At 57.5% G+C, this 16,931-nt stretch carries 13 protein-coding genes; 1 reads left to right on the top strand and 12 read right to left on the bottom strand.

Going from position 1 to position 16,931, the window contains the following annotated elements:
* Positions 1–369: a hypothetical protein gene (locus tag ACL2XM_RS27190; protein ID WP_413732038.1), complete on the top strand. Its 369-nt coding sequence runs from the start codon at positions 1–3 to the stop codon at positions 367–369.
* Positions 370–467: 98 nt separating this feature from the next.
* Here the strand turns inward: ACL2XM_RS27190 and ACL2XM_RS27185 are convergent, their stop codons facing one another.
* From ACL2XM_RS27185 to cdsA, 12 genes are all read right to left on the bottom strand, one after another.
* Entirely contained in the window at positions 468–2,615 is a 2,148-nt protein-coding gene (locus tag ACL2XM_RS27185) for a lysine decarboxylase LdcC (RefSeq protein WP_410013730.1), read from the bottom strand.
* 247 nt (positions 2,616–2,862) lie between these two features.
* Positions 2,863–3,822 (bottom strand): acetyl-CoA carboxylase carboxyl transferase subunit alpha, encoded by a 960-nt coding sequence (gene accA / locus ACL2XM_RS27180; protein WP_410013729.1) that lies wholly within the window; start codon positions 3,820–3,822, stop codon positions 2,863–2,865.
* A gap of 12 nt (positions 3,823–3,834) precedes the next feature.
* The gene (dnaE, locus tag ACL2XM_RS27175; RefSeq protein WP_413727753.1) at positions 3,835–7,317 is read right to left on the bottom strand and encodes a DNA polymerase III subunit alpha; all 3,483 of its coding nucleotides are present in this window, start codon (positions 7,315–7,317) and stop codon (positions 3,835–3,837) included.
* Between the two features lie 64 nt (positions 7,318–7,381).
* Positions 7,382–7,978: a ribonuclease HII gene (rnhB, locus tag ACL2XM_RS27170; protein ID WP_410013727.1), complete on the bottom strand. Its 597-nt coding sequence runs from the start codon at positions 7,976–7,978 to the stop codon at positions 7,382–7,384.
* A gap of 5 nt (positions 7,979–7,983) precedes the next feature.
* Positions 7,984–9,147: a lipid-A-disaccharide synthase gene (gene lpxB, locus ACL2XM_RS27165; RefSeq protein ID WP_413729534.1), complete on the bottom strand. Its 1,164-nt coding sequence runs from the start codon at positions 9,145–9,147 to the stop codon at positions 7,984–7,986.
* 2 nt (positions 9,148–9,149) lie between these two features.
* A complete protein-coding gene (gene lpxA, locus ACL2XM_RS27160) occupies positions 9,150–9,938 on the bottom strand; it encodes an acyl-ACP--UDP-N-acetylglucosamine O-acyltransferase (RefSeq protein ID WP_410013725.1) in 789 nt (262 codons plus the stop codon).
* A gap of 4 nt (positions 9,939–9,942) precedes the next feature.
* Positions 9,943–10,404, bottom strand: a complete 462-nt coding sequence (fabZ, locus tag ACL2XM_RS27155) for a 3-hydroxyacyl-ACP dehydratase FabZ (protein ID WP_331119968.1) — start codon at positions 10,402–10,404, stop codon at positions 9,943–9,945.
* Positions 10,405–10,554: 150 nt separating this feature from the next.
* Positions 10,555–11,577, bottom strand: a complete 1,023-nt coding sequence (gene lpxD, locus ACL2XM_RS27150) for a UDP-3-O-(3-hydroxymyristoyl)glucosamine N-acyltransferase (protein ID WP_410013724.1) — start codon at positions 11,575–11,577, stop codon at positions 10,555–10,557.
* Positions 11,578–11,580: 3 nt separating this feature from the next.
* Positions 11,581–12,078: a molecular chaperone Skp gene (gene skp, locus ACL2XM_RS27145; RefSeq protein ID WP_410013723.1), complete on the bottom strand. Its 498-nt coding sequence runs from the start codon at positions 12,076–12,078 to the stop codon at positions 11,581–11,583.
* A gap of 147 nt (positions 12,079–12,225) precedes the next feature.
* Entirely contained in the window at positions 12,226–14,652 is a 2,427-nt protein-coding gene (bamA, locus tag ACL2XM_RS27140) for an outer membrane protein assembly factor BamA (protein WP_410013722.1), read from the bottom strand.
* A gap of 36 nt (positions 14,653–14,688) precedes the next feature.
* On the bottom strand, positions 14,689–16,044 hold the full coding sequence (gene rseP, locus ACL2XM_RS27135; RefSeq protein ID WP_410013721.1) for a sigma E protease regulator RseP: 1,356 nt from the start codon (positions 16,042–16,044) through the stop codon (positions 14,689–14,691).
* Positions 16,045–16,064: 20 nt separating this feature from the next.
* Positions 16,065–16,922: a phosphatidate cytidylyltransferase gene (gene cdsA, locus ACL2XM_RS27130; RefSeq protein ID WP_410013720.1), complete on the bottom strand. Its 858-nt coding sequence runs from the start codon at positions 16,920–16,922 to the stop codon at positions 16,065–16,067.
* Between the last annotated feature and the right edge of the window lie 9 nt (positions 16,923–16,931).

Below are 16,931 nucleotides of genomic sequence, written 5' to 3'. Positions count from 1 at the left end.
ATGGAAACCTTTTTGCAGGGTATATACGACCGTTATAATATTATCCCCCATGAAGAAAACACATTATATATTAATGAAGATGTGGTTATTTATTTTGATGAAACAGATAAGGATATCTTCTTGCTTTGTCCTTGTTTTCCCGTGCCGGCGCAGCAGACGCAATTGCTAGAGCTGTTAGCGCTAAATGGCAAAAGCGATATGAGCTTCTGCGCCGCCGATAATCTGATCCTGGCCAGATTAACCCTAAGGCAGCACGATGATTTCGACGACATGATGGAGAGATTCAGTGTATATATTGCGGAAATCGCGTGCGCCATTGAACGCGTTGATCAGGGCCCATGGTATCAGGCCGCCGGCCGCTTTGCCTGAAAATGGGCTGACACGACCGCCGCCTTTGCCGGCCCGGGGAATGGCCGCACCGGTTCGCCGCCGGCCGGCCCGGATGCCGCATGCTTATCACCGCGGCCTCAGGCCGGGCTATCGGTTTTCAGCACCCGCACCAGGTAACGACCGTCCTCGGTCAACTGGGCGCCGTGGATATCGGTTTCAAATCCCGGATAATGTATCCCGATGGTGCACAGCATAATCAGGAAATCCAGCACGCCGCGGCTTTGCTCGGTGATCATTTCACCCGGCATCACCACCGGCACTCCCGGCGGATACGGCAACAGCATATTGGCGGAAATACGTCCCAGCAGGTCAGGCAACTCCACCGTCTCCACATTGCCCCGCACCTGTTGCTGGAAAGCGGCATGGGGCGTCATTTTCATCTCGGGCAGCACGTCGAAGGCGCTTAACATCAGATGCGGCAGCCGGTGTTGCCGGATCAAGCGGTGAATGCCCTGGGCCAGATCCTGGATACGCATATTGCGATAGAAATCGGGATCCTCGGCGAACAGATCCGGCAGCATATTCCTCACCCGCAAATTCAGATCATAGGACCGTTTAAATTCCGTCAGCCCGCGCAGCAGGCTCATGGCCTTGGTTTTATCAATGCCGATGCTGAACAGGAACAGCAGGTTGTAGGGGCCGGTTTTTTCCACCACCACGCCGCGCTCGTCGAGGAATTTGGCCACCAGCGCCGCCGGTATGCCTTCCTCGGCCATGTTGCCGAACTCATCCATGCCTGGCGTCAGAATGGTGACCTTGATCGGGTCGAGATACATATGGTCGGCGTCGGCATGGTTAAAACCGTGCCAGGGCGCGCCCGGCTCGATGGGCCAGCACACCGCCTCCTCGATAATCTCCGGTTGCCAGATATCGAAAAACCAGCCCTCGGACTCCTCACGCAGACGCTGCACCTCTTTGCGAAAATGCAGCGCCCGCTCGATGGAGCGCAGGATCAGCCGCCGCCCGGGCTTGCCGCGCACCATGGCCGCCGCGGTCTCAATCGACGCCACGATGCCGTAATTCGGCGACGTCGTGGTATGCATCATATAGGCTTCGTTAAAGGTGCGTTCGTCATAATCACCTTTAATATGAATCAACGAGGCCTGGGAAAACGCCGCCAGCAGTTTATGAGTGGACTGGGTTTCAAAAATCACCTTGCCGGGAATACGGTCGCCGCTCATGCCGCTTTTGCCGCGGTAAATCGGATGAAAATTGGTATAAGGCACCCAGGCGGAGTCAAAATGGATCGAGGCCACCTCCAGGGTTTCTTTAATATACTGTGTATTATACAGCAAGCCGTCATAGGTTGAATTGGTGATCACCGCATGCACGGGCCAGGAGGCGTGGGGGGTTTGCGCTACTTTCAGCGCAATGCTTTCCCGGCTGAACTCACGTTTGGGAATGCCGCCCAGGATCCCGTAGGCATTGCGGATAGGACACAGGTAGATCGGCACAATGTCGCTCATCATCAGCAAATGCGTCAGCGACTTGTGGCAGTTGCGATCGATAAGCACCGTGCTGCCCGACGGCGCGGCATACATCCCCACCATTTTATTGGCGGTGGATGTACCGTTGGTCACCATATAGCTTTGCTCCGCGCCGAAGATGCGGGCGATAAACTCTTCCGCCTCCAGGTGCGGGCCGGAGTGATCGAGCAGCGATCCCAGTTCGGTTACCGAGATCGAGACATCCGCCTTCAGGGTGTTGGCGCCGAAAAAATCATAAAACAGGCTGCCCACCGGGCTTTTTTGATAGGCGGTGCCGGCCATGTGTCCGGGGGTGCAAAAAGTATATTTACCCTCCTTCACGTAGTTGAACAGCGCCTTGGTAAAGGGGGGAATAATGGCGTCGATATATTCGTCGGTATACTGACGGATGCGCACGCTGATATCGTCGGCCACGCCCAGGCCGTACTCAAAAAAGTACAGCACCATACGCATTTCGTTCAGGCTGACGTCCAGTGACGAATGGGTGTTGATAAACGCGTAGAGCGGCAGGTATTCGTTCAGTTCATTGATCTCGATGCAGAGATCCATACTGTACTGATCCCAGTCGAAAATCACGCCGCAGATGCGCGGATTCTGCTCGATAAGCTTGACCAGATCGCCGCTCGAGGTGGGATAGACTAATTGAAAACCCTGCGTTTTCAACGCCTCGTCCAGCTCACGGATGGGTTCATTTTTATAAAATACCCGCTCCGGACTTAGTATTGCAATGATGTTCATTCAGCCGGTCCTTTTAGCCTGGGTCTATTTTACCTGAAGATGTCGCTTAAAAAGTTCCCTTGAAAACTTCCCTGGCAATACTACGCCGCCCAATAAGCATAGATGACTTCGTCACGGCCATGGCCGCAAACGCCGGCGGTTGCGCGCGGCCCATGAAAAAACACCCCGCGAGCGCACGCTGGCGGGGTGTTTGGCCGTGATCGACCGCGCGGTGCCGGCAGCGCATGCCGGCGCGGCCGGGTGGGTATCAGCAGTAGCCGTAATTCATCAGCCGCTGATAACGGCGGTTCAGCAGCTCTTCTTCGCTCATTCTGTCCAGCTCGTCCAGGTCGGAGAGCAACTGCGCTTTTAATGACGCCGCAATAGCCAGCACATCGCGATGCGCGCCGCCCAGCGGCTCGGGAACTATGCTGTCGATAAGCTCCAGTTCCTTCAGACGCGGCGCGACGATGCCCATCGCCTCGGCGGCAATCGGCGCCTTGTCGGCGCTTTTCCACAGGATGGACGCGCAGCCTTCCGGTGAAATCACCGAGTAGGTGCTGTACTGCAGCATATTGACCTTATCGCCCACGCCGATGGCGAGTGCGCCGCCGGAGCCGCCCTCGCCGATAACGGTGCAGACCACCGGTACCCGCAGCCCCGGCATTTCGCGCAGGTTGTGGGCAATGGCCTCGGACTGGCCACGCTCCTCGGCGCCGACGCCCGGATAGGCGCCTGGGGTATCGATAAAGGTCAGCAGCGGCAGGTTAAAACGATCGGCCATTTCCATCAGCCGCAGGGCCTTGCGATAGCCTTCCGGCGCGGGCATGCCGAAGTTGCGGCGGATTTTTTCTTTGGTTTCCCGGCCCTTTTGATGGCCGATGATCATCACCGGCCGGCCGTCGAGGCGGGCCATGCCGCCGACAATCGCTTTATCGTCGGCATAGGCGCGATCGCCCGCCAGCTCATCAAAGTCGGTGAAAATATGCTGGACGTAATCCAGCGTATAAGGCCTGCGGGGATGACGGGCCAGCTGGGCTATTTGCCAGGCCCCCAGATCGGAGAAAATTTTACGGGTCAGCTCTACGCTTTTTTCACGCAGCCGCTGCACCTCTTCATCCAGATTAATATCTAATTTTTCGTCTTGACGGCTGACTGCGGTCAGCGAGTCAATTTTCGCTTCCAGCTCTGCAATCGGCTGTTCAAAATCAAGAAAATTCAGACTCATAGTATTCCTATATTAGTCAAATTCCAGTTCTACCTGTTCGTTGCCTACCAGGGTACGCAAATCATTCAGCAACCGGTCGGTCGGCGTGACACGCCATGTCGCGCCAAATCGCAACCTGGCGCGAGCATCTTCGCGTTGATAATAAAGATGCACTGGAATCGTCCCGGATCGGTGTGGTTCCAACGATTGGCGGAGACGGTTTAAAAGCTGGTCATCAATTTGCCTGTCAGTCAGCGAGATAGCAAGACCCCGGGCATATTTTTCACGTGCTTCGCTGATATCCATCAGTTCACGGGCGGTCATTTTAAGACCCCCGTTGAAGTCATCAAAGCTGACCTGTCCAGATGCGATCAGGATACGGTCTTTTTCCAGCAAATGCTGGTATTTTTCCAACGCATCCGTGAACAACATCACGTCGAGGCGACCGGACCTGTCGTCGAGGGTCAAGACCCCGATGCGGTTACCCCGTTTGGTCACCATAATGCGGGCGGAAAGCACCAGGCCCACCGCGGTAATCATCTTGCCGCGATCGGTGGGATGCATGTCCTTCAGGCGCAGGCCGCCGGCATAACGCTCGATTTCGCGCAGATAACGCGTAATGGGATGGCCGGTCAGGTACAGCCCCAGGGTTTCGCGCTCGCCGTCCAGCACCACATGTTCCGGCCAGGGCGGCACGGTGCTATAGGATGCCTCCACCGCCTCGGGCGCGTCGGCCAGCACGCCGAACATATCGCCCTGGCCGATGGCTTCCGCCTTGGCGTGCTGGTCCGCCGCCTTAAGCGCATCGTTAAGGGAATTCATTAACGCGGCGCGGTGCGGCCCAAGGCGGTCGAACGCCCCGGACATAATCAGTTTTTCCAGCATGCGGCGATTAAGCTTTTTGATATCGGTGCGGGCGCAAAGATCAAACAGCTCTTTAAAATGGCCGTCCTGGTTGCGGGCATCGATAATCGCTTCGATCGGGCCCTCGCCCACGCCTTTGATAGCCCCGATGCCGTAAACGATTTCGCCTTCGTCATTGACATGGAAATGATACTGCCCGCTGTTGATATCCGGCGGCAAGACCTTCAGGCCCATGCGCCAGCACTCGTCCACCAGGCCGACCACTTTTTCGGTATTGTCCATATCGGCGGTCATCACCGCCGCCATGAACTCGGCCGGATAGTGCGCCTTCAGCCACAGGGTCTGATACGAGACCAGGGCATACGCGGCGGAGTGGGATTTATTAAACCCATAACCGGCGAATTTCTCCACCAGATCGAAGATTTTCATCGACAGTTCGCCGTCGATACCGTTTTTTTCCGCCCCTTCCTTGAAGATGGAACGCTGCTTTTCCATCTCCTCGAGTTTCTTTTTGCCCATGGCGCGGCGCAACATATCCGCGCCGCCCAGGGTATAGCCCGAAAGCACCTGGGCTATCTGCATCACCTGTTCCTGGTAGAGGATAATGCCGTAGGTCGGCTCCAGTACCGTGCTCAGGGATTCATGCTGCCATTGGATATCCGGATATGAAATAGCCTCGCGCCCGTGTTTACGGTCGATAAAGTTATCCACCATGCCGGATTGCAGCGGACCGGGACGGAACAGCGCCACCAGGGCGATCATATCTTCGAAGCAGTCGGGCTGCAGGCGCTTGATCAGATCCTTCATGCCGCGGGATTCTAGCTGGAATACCGCGGTGGTTTCCGAACGCTGCAGCATATCGAAGCTTTTTTTATCCTCGAGCGGGATCGCCGCGATATCCACCGGCGCCAGGCCGTGCCTGGCGCGGCGGGCGTTAATCATCTCCAGCGCCCAGTTGATGATGGTCAGGGTACGCAGCCCCAGGAAGTCGAACTTCACCAGCCCGGTATATTCCACATCGTTTTTATCAAATTGCGTGACCGGGTGATTACCCTCGGCGTCGCAATAGAGCGGGGCGAAGTCGGTTATCCGGGTGGGGGCGATAACCACCCCGCCCGCATGTTTGCCGGCGTTGCGGGTGACGCCTTCGAGCTTGCGCGCCATGTCGATAAGCGCCCGGACTTCTTCATCGGCGTCGTAGATCGCCTGCAGCTGCGGCTCGGCGGCAAAGGCCTTTTCCAGCGTCATGCCCGGGTCGGGCGGCACCAGCTTGGAGATGCGATCGACAAAACCATAAGGATGGCCCAGTACCCGGCCGACGTCGCGGATCACCGCCTTCGCCGCCATGGTACCAAAGGTGATGATCTGCGATACCGCCTCGCGGCCGTAGGTCTCGGCCACGTGGTCGATAACCAGGTCGCGCTTCTCCATGCAGAAATCCACGTCGAAGTCGGGCATCGAGACGCGTTCCGGGTTGAGGAACCGTTCAAACAGCAGATCGAACGCCAGCGGATCGAGATCGGTGATTTTTAATGAGTAGGCCACCAGCGAACCCGCGCCCGACCCGCGCCCAGGCCCCACCGGCACGCCGTTATCCTTCGACCACTGAATAAATTCCATCACGATCAGAAAGTAGCCGGGAAATCCCATCTGGTTGATCACCTTCAGCTCGATTTCCAGGCGTTCATCATAAGGCGCACGCTTGACGCTGCGTTCCTGCTCGTCCGGGAACAGGAAGGCCAGCCGTTCCTCCAGCCCCTCGCGGGAGCGGGCCACCAGGAAATCCTCGGTGGTCATGTCGCCGGTGGGGAACTGCGGCAGGAAATATTCCCCCAGCCGGATGGTGACGTTGCAGCGCTTGGCAATCTCAACGCTGTTTTGCAGCGCTTCCGGCAAATCGGCGAACAGCTCGCACATTTGTTCTTCGCTGCGCATAAACTGCTGCGGGCTGTAATTGCGCGGCCGTTTCGGATCGTCCAGGGTAAAGCCGTCATGGATCGCCACGCGGATTTCGTGGGCGTCAAAATCGCCTTCGCCGATAAAACGCACATCGTTGGTGGCCACCACCGGCAGCCCGCGCTCGATGGCGATGGCGACCGCGGCATGCAGGTAGCTTTCTTCATCCGCGCGGCCGGTACGGGTCAGTTCAAGATAATAACGATCGGGAAAATACCGTTGATAAAACGCCAGGCATTGGTCAACCTGCGGCATATTGCCGCGCATCAGGAACTTGCCGACGTCGCCTTTGCGACCGCCGGAGAGCAGCAGCAGCCCTTCGTTATGCTTTATCAGCCAGTCCCGATCGATTATCGGACCCGCCGCGCCGTAGCCGCGCTGGTAGGCCTCGGAAATCAGCAGCGTGAGGTGTTGATAACCGACGTTATCGGCCGCCAGAATAGTCAGTTCCGCCATTTCCTCGCCGAGCATATCGCTCTGCACCAGGACATCCGCCCCGACGATAGGCTTGATCCCGGCCCCGTGCGCGCTGCCGTAGAATTTCACCAGGCCGCACAGGTTCATGAAATCGGTAATGGCCAGGGCGGGCATATTCAGCGCCGCCGTTTTTTTAACCAGCGGGCCGATTTTAGCCAACCCGTCGATCATCGAGTAGTCGCTATGAACGCGAAGGTGAATAAAACGTGGTTCGGCCATTATCCTGCTACCAAAAGTTGATTTTTTGTGGTGAAGACCCGAAATCCACCGGGATACCGGCCTTTTAGACCAGCCCCAGTACCCGTTTTACCGGCGCGAAGCTGCGGCGATGATGCACCGTGGCGCCCAGCAGCGCCAGTTTTTCCAAATGGAACGCCGTCGGATAGCCTTTATGCTGCGCAAAACCATATTCGGGAAACTCCAGATCCAGCACCGCCATCTCCCGGTCCCGCGACACTTTTGCCACGATGGAGGCCGCGCTGATTTCCGCCACCCGGCTATCGCCTTTGACCACCGCCAGCGACGGCATGGACAACAGCGGGCAGCGATTGCCGTCTATTAAAACAAAGTCCGGCGGGATATGCAGCCCCTGGACCGCGCGCTGCATCGCCAGCAAGGTGGCATGGAAGATATTCAACCGGTCGATTTCCTCGGCTTCGGCGCGTCCCAGGCACCAGGCCAGGGCCTTATCGGTGATTTCGTCATACAGCGATTCGCGGCGTTTGGCGCTGAGTTTTTTGGAATCCGCCAGGCCGGCTATCGGCCGCCGGGGATCGAGGATCACCGCCGCGGTCACCACCGCGCCGACCAGCGGCCCGCGGCCGACTTCGTCAACGCCTGCGATACAGGCGGCCTGCGGATAAACAAACAATTCCATCATGATAGCTACCGTGAACGCGCAGGCTGCGCGATGAGTTGCAGCACCGCCTGGGCGGCCTGCTCGTCGGCGTTACAGCGAATTTGCTGGTGCAAATCGCGAAAAGTCTCTTTAAGCACCTGGCTATCGACACTCTTTTTTAACAAGGGCGCCAGCGCCGAGGCCAATTTTTCCGGCACGCAGTCTTCCTGCAGCAGTTCCTGCACCAGCTCGCGCCCGGCCAGCAGGTTGGGCAGCGAGACATAGGGCGTCTTCACCAGGCGCCGCGCCAGCCAGTAGGTGAAAGGTTTCATGCGGTAGCCCACCACCATGGGGCATTTGGCCAGCATGCATTCAAGGGCGGCGGTGCCGGAGGCCAGCAGGGCCGCGTCGCTGGCCACCATCGCCTCGCGCGCCTGCCCGTCGAGCAGATGCACCTGAAGATCCGGCGCTACCCGCGCTTTAATGGCGTCGAACTGCGCGCGGCGGCGGGCATTGACCAGCGGCACCAGGATATCGAGTCCGGGATATTGGGTGCTAAGCAGCTGGGCGGCATGGAGGAAATCGGCGCTGAGCATCTCGACTTCCGCGCCGCGGCTGCCGGGCAGCAGGGCCAGGCAGCGGGCATCCTGGGCAATGCCCAAATGTTGCCGGGCGGCCGCTTTATCCGGATCGAGGGGCATGGCGTCGGCCAGGGTGTGGCCGATAAACTGGCAGGGAACGTTATACCGGTCGTAAAAGGCTTTCTCAAACGGCAGGAATGCCAGTACGTTGTCGGTGGCCCTGCCGATTTTAAATACCCGCTTCTGGCGCCAGGCCCATACCGACGGACTCACGTAATGAATGGTGCGGATACCGCGCCGCTTGAGCCGGCCTTCGAGGGTGATATTAAAATCCGGCGCGTCGATGCCGACAAACACCGCCGGGCGCAGCGCGGTGAAACGCCGGGTCAGGTCGCGACGGATGTGCAGCAGCCGCGGCAGCCGCCCTATCACCTCGACGATGCCCATCACCGCCAGCTCTTCCATCTCGTACCACGCTTCGCAGCCTTCGGCCTGCATACGCGGGCCGGCGACGCCGACAAAACGGGCGTCGGGCAGATGCCGGCGCAGCGCGCGGATCAAGCCGGCGCCAAGGACATCCCCCGATGCTTCGCCGGCTACCAAGCCGATTACCACCGCGCAAGCCTGCATGTTCAGCGGATAATACCCCGTTGCGAACGGGCCAGGAAATCGGTAAAGGCGGAAATCACCGGATGCTGGACCGCCATGGCGTCGAGTTCGGGTTTTACTTCATCCAGGGTCTTGCCGCTGCGATAGATAAGCTTATACGCGGCGCGAATGGCGTGTTGGGCTTCCTTATCGAAACCGCGGCGCTTAAGCCCTTCGATATTAATGCCGAACGGCGTGGCGTGATTGCCCTGGGCGATGACAAACGGCGGCACGTCCTGGGCCACGCCCGAGCAGCCGCCGACCATAACATGGGCGCCGATGCTGCAAAACTGATGCACAGCGGTCAGGCCGCCGATAATGGCGTAATCGCCCACCGAGACATGGCCGCCCAGGGTGGCGTTATTGGCCAGGATACAGCGATCGCCGATAACGCAATCGTGAGCGATATGGGTATTGATCATCAGTAGATTATCGCTGCCGATGCGGGTCACTTCCCCGCCCTGGGCGGTGCCGCGATGCACGGTCACGCTTTCGCGGATGCTGTTGCGATCGCCGATTTCAACACGGGTGGGTTCGCCGGCGTACTTCAGATCCTGGTTCACTTCGCCGATGGAGGCGAACTGGTAGATCAGGTTATCTTCACCGATCTTGGTAATGCCGTTGATGACGATATGGGATTTCAGCACCGTGCGGGCGCCAATCTCGACCTGCGGGCCGATAAAGCAAAACGGCCCGATCTGTACACCGGCATGAATGATGGCGCCGTCTTCAACTATGGCACTGGGATGGATAAAGGCGGATTGATCAATCACGTTTTCAGGACTCCCGACGACGGGCGCACATCATTGACGCTTCGCAAGCGATCTCGCCGTCCACCTTGGCAACCCCCTGGAAACGAGCAACTCCGCGGCGCTCTTTAATGAATTCGACTTCAAGGATCATTTGGTCGCCTGGTTGCACCGGGCGTTTAAAGCGCGCGTGATCCACCGCTGCAAAATAGTATAGCTCACCCGGCTCCAGCTTACCGACGCTCTTAAAAGCCAGGATACCCGTTGCCTGCGCCATCGCTTCCAGGATTAGCACACCGGGGAAGATGGGTTTGCCGGGGAAATGTCCCTGAAAAAACGGCTCGTTAAAAGAAACATTTTTCACCGCACGCAGGAATTTCCCTTTTTCAAAATCCAGCACCCGGTCCACCAGCAAAAAAGGGAAACGGTGCGGCAATAGTTCTAATATCTCTTCTATCTGCAGAGTATGAGCATGAGTGTCATTAGTCAAAATACTCTTCCTGTCTGAAAAAACGATGGCATTAACAACACGGCCTGCAACAATCCCACACAGGACAATTTAGCAGGCCGCAAATAAAAAATGTCTTGCCAGGCTTTAAGTGCCTGAACGCGCATAATTATCACTATCTGGCGAAGGCGATTAGTTTTTTGCCAGGTTTCGCTCGATAGCTTTCAACCGCTTGCTGATCTCGTTGATATTCATTACTAACGCTGCGGTCTTGCGCCACACTTTATTGGGTTGCAGCGGAATACCCGAGGAGTATACGCCAGGTTCAGTGATAGGTCTCATCACCATTCCCATGCCGGTGATGGTCACTTTGTCGCATATTTCCATATGGCCGTTGATGACGCTGGCGCCGCCAATCATGCAATAGCGGCCTATTCGCAGGCTGCCGGCCATAATAACGCCGCCCGCAACCGCGGTATTGTCGCCAATTATGACGTTATGTGCAATCTGGCACTGGTTATCAATGATGACGCCATTGCCGATAATAGTGTTATCCAGCGCGCCGCGATCGATGGTGGTGCAGGCGCCAATTTCAACCCGATCGCCAATTTCAACCGTGCCCAGTTGGGGAATCTTAATCCAGTTGCCGCGATCGTTGGCATAACCGAAACCATCGGCGCCGATAACGGTGCCCGACTGGATCAGGCATTTTTCGCCGATGCGCACTTCATGATAAACGGTGACGTTGGCCCACAGCTGGGTGCCCGCGCCGATGACCGTATTTTTACCGATAAAGCAGCCCGGACCGATAACCACGTTATCGCCCAGGATCACGCCGGATTCAATGACCGCGTTGGCCCCGACGGCCACCTGGCTGCCAAGCTGCGCGTCGGCTGCAATGACCGCGCTGGGGGCGATATCCTGTGCGGCGGCGGGCGTGGTATTTAGCAATTGCGCCATATGCGCATAGGTCAGGTAGGGATTTTTAACCACCAGCGCGGCGCTGTGGCAAAAGGGCAGGTCGGCTTCGGTAAGAACGATCGCGCCGGCCTGGCAGGAAGCAAGTTTTTCACGAAAACGGCTATCAGCCAGAAACGTAATCTGGTCCGCCTTGGCGGAGCCCATGGAAGCAATGCCGGTGATGACAAGAGAGCCATCACCGTGCAATTGTGCATCCAACTGCTGCGCTAAATCAGCAAGTCGAATTGATGGCATGACTTATTTAACCTGTTTTAACACATCAGCCGTAATGTCATTGGCAGAACCGGCATACGCCACGGCGTTGGCATCGATAACGATGTCATAACCTTGTTTGCTGGCGACGGCTTTCACCGCATCCTGAATACGGCTCAGGATTTTATTGCGTTCTTCACCCTGACGGCGACGATTGTCCTGTTCAAAGGCCTGCGCCTTGCCGGAGAAGTCTTCACGTTGCGCCATGACTTCCTTCTCCAGACGGCTGCGATCGGCGGCTTTCATGGTAGAGCCGTCACGTTGCAGGCGCTGCATTTTGGTCTGCAGATCACGTTCCTGCGCTTGCAGGTCGGTTGCCCGGCCCTTGAACTCATTTTCGAGTTGTTTAGCGACAACAGCGCGCTGAGGAGACTGCTGAAAGATATTGGCAATATTGACAACAGCAATTTTATCAGCAGCTTGCACGCTGGCTGAGGCAGCCAATGCTAATCCGAGGCCCGCGGCATACAACCACTTTTTCACTATAAACTCCTTAACACTACATTTAAGTTTGAAAACATTTCAACGCGGCAGGAACTAACACCCAAACCGGCGGCATGGCCGCCGGTCATGTCATTCAGGCTCCGTTCGCTGCCTTGCATGGTGCCTGCGCTGTGAATCGACGCAATGTTACCACGTTTTACCGATATTAAACTGGAACTGCTCCGCCTTATCGCCATCGTACTTCTTGACCGGCTGGGCATAAGAGAATACCAACGGCCCGAGCGGAGACATCCACTGCAGGGCAAAACCGCTGGAAATGCGGATATTACCCGGATTACTGTAGTCAGGTACGTTGTATTGCCGGGTCTGCGCGGTGTTTTCCCACGCGGTGTCCCAGACGGTGCCGCTGTCCACGAACAGCGAGGTACGTACCGAGTTGGCGTATTTCGGGCTGATAAACGGCGTCGGCACGATAAGCTCGGCGCTCAACAGCGCCATGGCGTTGCCGCCCACCGCATCGCTGGATTTATCCAGCGGGCAATCGCCAAGCGACGACTCGCCGCCGCCGCACTTATAATACGCCGCTTTCGGCCCGATGGTATTGGACCGGAAACCACGCACGGTGCTAGAACCGCCGGCGTAGAAGTTATCGTAGAACGGCATTTCCTTGCTGCCGATGCCATCGGCGTAACCCGCGCGCCCACGGCCCATCAGCACCCAGCTGCCGGAGTCGGTCAGCGGCACATAGCTGGTGGTATCGAAAGTCACCTTGTAGTATTCGTTATCCGAACCCGGCACGGTGACCTTGCCGGTCAGGCTGGCGCTGGTACCCGATGTAGGGAAATAGCCCCGATCCAGGTTGCTGTAATTCCAGCCGGTGGTCAGGAAGAAATCATTGGCGCTGAAATCAGCGTCGTTGTCTTTCTTCTCGCCCGCCACGACCTTGGGTTGGAAACCGGTGGATTCCAGGTAACGCCACATGGCAATCTGCGGATACATATTCGACAGATCGTTATGGACATAATCCACGCCCAGGCGCAGCGCACTGGTTTCACTGATCGGGAAACCGAGCGTGGTGCCTAAGCCATAGCTCCTGTTGGTGTAATCCGACAGGTCGGCGTTATCGGCGTCGAAGTTATTGTAGAAAATGCGCCCGCCGAGACTGACGCCGTCCACCGTAAAGTACGGGTCGGTCAGCGAAAGTTCGGCATAGGTCTGGTAATCGTTCTTGGTGCCGCTGAAACCAACGGAATTACCGGTGCCCAGCCAGTTGTCCTGCTGGATGCCGAACTGGAAGCTGACGCCGCTCTCGGTGCCGAAGCCCACGCCGAAGTTGATGCTGCCGGTGTTGCGCTCCTTCACCTTGTACGTCACGTCCACCATATCATCGGTGCCGGGAACACGCTGCGTGTCCACGTCAACCGTTTCAAAGTAGCCCAGGCGGTTCAGGCGCTCCTTGCCCTGATCCACCAAGTTGCTGCCAAGCCAGGCGCCTTCCATCTGGCGCATTTCGCGCCGCAACACCACGTCTTTGGTGATATCGTTGCCTTCGAACTTCACGTGCCTGACGTAAAAACGGTTGCCCGCGTCCACATTGACATGGAGTTTGACGGTTTTGTCGGCGTCGTTGATTTCCGGTTGCGTCACCACGCGCGGATAGGCATAACCATAACGGCCCAGCAGCTGCTTGATGTCGTTTTCCATCTTGGTGACTTTCGCGCCGCTGTACAGCTCGCCCGGCTTAACGCGCGACAGGGCGTCGATCTCGGCGGAGTGGCCGGCCAGGTTGCCGTTGACCACGGTGCCCGACAGGGTGTACTGCGCGCCTTCGGTGATATTCAGGGTGATATAGATACCCTTTTTGTCCGGCGTCAGGCTCACCTGGGTCGAGTCGATATTAAAGCGGGCATAGCCCCGGTCAAGGTAGAAGCTGCGCAGGGTCTCGAGATCGCCCGCCAGTTTCTGCTTCTGGTATTTACGATCGCCGACCACGTTCCACCACGGCACTTCATCGCGCAGCTGGAAGCGCGAAACCAGTTCGTCGGTGGTGAAGGCATGATTGCCGACAATGTTGATTTGCTGGATCTTGGCGGAAACGCCCTCGGTAAAGACCAGTTTTAAATCTACCCGGTTACGCGGCAGCGGCGTGACCACGGCTTTCACCGACGCGCTGTATTTACCGACGCTGTAGTAGAAATCCTCCAGCCCTTTCTCGATGTTGGAAATCGTGGTGCGGTCCAACGCCTCGCCGACGCGCACGCCGGAAGCCTCGAGATTCTGCTTGAGCATATCCTCCTTCACCGCCTTGTTGCCGGAGAAGGTGATACTGGCAATAGTGGGACGTTCCTTGACCTGAACGAGCAGTGTGTCTCCATCACGCAGCACCCGGACATCCTCGAAGTTCCCGGTGGCAAATAAGGCGCGGATAGTATTGCCGATATCTTCATCACTGGCCGTGTCTCCGACACGTACCGGCATACTGAGTAACGCCGCACCGACGGCGACCCGTTGCAGTCCTTCGAAATGAATGTCCTTCACTACGAACCCGTCTGCACCGTATACGGTGGCGCTGCTAAGAAGCAGCGACGCTATGAGCAACTTTTTCATCGCCATCGTGGTTATGCGTTCTTCCTAACATAATCCCCGGCGCTAGAGCCGGGAGAAATCATTGAAAAGAGCAAGGCCCATTAACAGCACCAGCAAAATCGAGCCGATACGATAACTGAAATCCTGCACTCGTTCGGAAACCGGCCCCCCCTTAAGCTTTTCTATCGCCAGGAAGAGCAAGTGACCACCATCTAACACCGGTAACGGGAACAGGTTGATGATACCCAGGTTGACGCTGATAAGCGCCAGGAACATCAGGTAGTAGATCAAACCATATTCCGCTGACATCCCCGCGCCTTGGGCTATTGATATCGGCCCGCTCAGGTTGTTCAGCTTAACATCTCCCGTGACCAGTTTGCCTAGCATACTGACCGTCAATTTCATCAGTTGCCAGGTTTTTTCGCCAGCCTGATAAAACGCGGGAAACAGGCCGTACTGGCGTATCGTTTTGTATTCCTCGGGCAGGGGCGTCACTTTCGGCACCACGCCCGCGAAGCCTTCCACTTCGCCTTTACCTACCGACTTCTCGTCGGGCACCAACGTCACCGGCAGGCTTTCACCCTGTCGGTCGATTTCCAGGGCCAGCGGCTTGCCGGGATTATCCCGCACCCGCATGACGAAATTCTGCCAGCGGCCGATAGGCTGACCATCGACTTTAACGATCCTGTCGCCCGCTTGCAAACCGGCTTTTGCCGCCGCCGATGCATTTTGCACCTCGGCGAGCACCGGTTCTATCTGCGGACCCCGGGGAATAATCCCCAACGCGATGATAGGATCCTGCTTATCCGGTTCAAAATCCCACCCGCGCAGATCGAGTATCTTCCGTTCGATATGGGAAGACCCGAAAGGCGCCACCCCGACGCTGGTCTGGCCGTCGCCAATCTTGCCGATAAGCTCCAGCCGCACCGAATCCCAGTCAGGCGTTTCGATACCGTCAACCGACTTTAGTTCCATGCCGGGCGAAATATCGGCCTGCGCGACGATAGAATTGGGGGTAACCTCACCGATTACCGGACGAAAACTCGGCACGCCGATCAAAAATACCAGCCAGTAGGCAAACACCGCAAAAATAAAGTTGGCGATGGGGCCGGCGCTGATAATGGCGGCGCGCTGCCAAACCTTCTTGTGGTTAAACGCTTCATGCCGGCGTTCGGGGGCGACGGTATCCACCCGTTCGTCCAGCATTTTCACATAGCCCCCCAAGGGGATGGCCGCGATAACATACTCGGTGCCGCGCTTATCCCGATGACGCCACAGCGCGCGGCCGAATCCGATGGAGAATCGCTCCACCGTAACACCGCACCGGCGGGCCACCCAGAAGTGACCGAACTCGTGCACGGTGATCAATATACCCAACGCAACGATAAATGCGGCGAGACTCCAGAGAAAGTGCAACATGATAACTCCTGGCCCCTCGATTAAATAGCTCTAAAAATCAGCAGCATTAAACAGGCGAAAACCGGCACCGCGGCGGTCAGGCTATCGATGCGGTCCAAGATGCCGCCGTGCCCCGGAATCAGGTGCCCGCTGTCCTTGATACCGGCCTCGCGTTTAAACATGCTTTCCGTTAAATCGCCCAGCACCGACGCCAGGGCGGCAATCACCGAGCACAGCAGCAGGCTGAGCGGCAGCGCGTCCAGCGGGGCGTATTTGCCGAACAGCCAGGAAATGACGGCCGAGGTCACCAGCCCGCCCGCCAGGCCTTCCCAGGTCTTGCCGGGAGAGACCTTCGGCGCCAGCTTATGCTTGCCCAGCGCGCGCCCGAAAATATAGGCGCCCGAGTCGGCCCCCCACACCAGCAGCATCACATACAGCAGCCACCAGGCGCCGGTAAAATGATTCACCGCGTAGTGGTACTGGCGCAGGGTGAGCATGCCCCAAAAAAAAGGCATGATGGTCAGGACGCCGAACACGAGCCGCAGCGCGCATGAATGGCGCCAGAACGCGGCGGAGCGCGGATAGAACAGCACCAGCACCAAGGCCGCGGCCCACCACGCCAGAGAGGCTCCCAGCGCGTATTTCACCATGGTGGCGGTGACGAACGGATGGTAATCCGGAATAGTGAACATCATTAACGCCAGCAGCAGCCCGCACAGAATAGCCAGCCAGATGCGCTGGCTTCGGGTCGCCAGGCCGGCAAGCTGCCCCCATTCCCACGCCGCCAGCATGCAGACAACGAGCGTAACCAGCGCAAACCCCAGCGGGGGCAGTAAAAAGATCGCGGCGATAACAACAGGTATCAGAATAAAGGCAGTGATCAAGCGAGACTTCAGCAAAAATCCCCC

Origin of the sequence: Sodalis sp. RH20 (assembly GCF_047324205.1) — a bacterium.
GTDB lineage: Bacteria > Pseudomonadota > Gammaproteobacteria > Enterobacterales > Enterobacteriaceae > Acerihabitans.
This window is presented reverse-complemented; position numbering and strand designations above follow the sequence as displayed.

What these genes read in the sequence shown, in the direction of transcription:
- ACL2XM_RS27185 (WP_410013730.1), bottom strand. Translation starts at nt 2,615, where the DNA reads ATGAACATCATTGCAATACTAAGTCCGGAGCGGGTATTTTATAAAAAT.
- ACL2XM_RS27190 (WP_413732038.1), top strand. Translation starts at nt 1, where the DNA reads ATGGAAACCTTTTTGCAGGGTATATACGACCGTTATAATATTATCCCC.
- bamA (WP_410013722.1), bottom strand. Translation starts at nt 14,652, where the DNA reads ATGGCGATGAAAAAGTTGCTCATAGCGTCGCTGCTTCTTAGCAGCGCC.
- rseP (WP_410013721.1), bottom strand. Translation starts at nt 16,044, where the DNA reads ATGTTGCACTTTCTCTGGAGTCTCGCCGCATTTATCGTTGCGTTGGGT.
- accA (WP_410013729.1), bottom strand. Translation starts at nt 3,822, where the DNA reads ATGAGTCTGAATTTTCTTGATTTTGAACAGCCGATTGCAGAGCTGGAA.
- dnaE (WP_413727753.1), bottom strand. Translation starts at nt 7,317, where the DNA reads ATGGCCGAACCACGTTTTATTCACCTTCGCGTTCATAGCGACTACTCG.
- lpxD (WP_410013724.1), bottom strand. Translation starts at nt 11,577, where the DNA reads ATGCCATCAATTCGACTTGCTGATTTAGCGCAGCAGTTGGATGCACAA.
- rnhB (WP_410013727.1), bottom strand. Translation starts at nt 7,978, where the DNA reads ATGATGGAATTGTTTGTTTATCCGCAGGCCGCCTGTATCGCAGGCGTT.
- lpxB (WP_413729534.1), bottom strand. Translation starts at nt 9,147, where the DNA reads ATGCAGGCTTGCGCGGTGGTAATCGGCTTGGTAGCCGGCGAAGCATCG.